At 55.4% G+C, this 542-nt stretch carries 1 pseudogene; it reads left to right on the forward strand.

The features are described 5' to 3' along the window. A pseudogene (locus FE394_RS19100) lies at positions 1-542 on the forward strand (hypothetical protein); the annotation flags it as partial.

The following is a 542-nucleotide window of genomic DNA, read 5'->3' on the forward strand; positions in this document are numbered from 1 at the left end:
AAGCAGGTTGACGTCTCCGCTTATAGCATTGATAACCACGGCGGTACCCTGCAAGGCAGCAAACAGGTTGATGTCTCCGCCCACAGCATTGATAACAGCAGCGGCAAACTGTCGGCCGAACAAAAGCTGACCCTGAACGCCGTCGACAACATCAATAACCAGTCCGGTGACATACGGGGAGAAGTGCTGCAATTGACGGCACAGCACCTGAACAATGCACAGGGTAAGATCGTCAGCAAGGGACATTTGCTGCTTGACAGTCATCAGTCGATTAATAATCAGCACGGACTTTTCGACGCGGCTGACGCGCTGGATATTCGCACCCAGGGCCACTGGGATAACCACAGCGGAACGGCCCAAAGCGGTAAACAGGTAGATGTCATTGCGCAGAGCCTCGATAACAGCGACGGCAAACTGCTGTCCGAACAAGCGCTGACCGTGAACACGACGGGCACCATCGATAACCAGCGCGGCACGTTGCAGGGGCTGTCCGCATTGAATGTGACGTCGGAGGGTGATATCCAAAACGGCGGGGGCAAGCT

Source organism: Xenorhabdus littoralis (assembly GCF_033949345.1).
GTDB lineage: Bacteria > Pseudomonadota > Gammaproteobacteria > Enterobacterales > Enterobacteriaceae > Xenorhabdus > Xenorhabdus littoralis.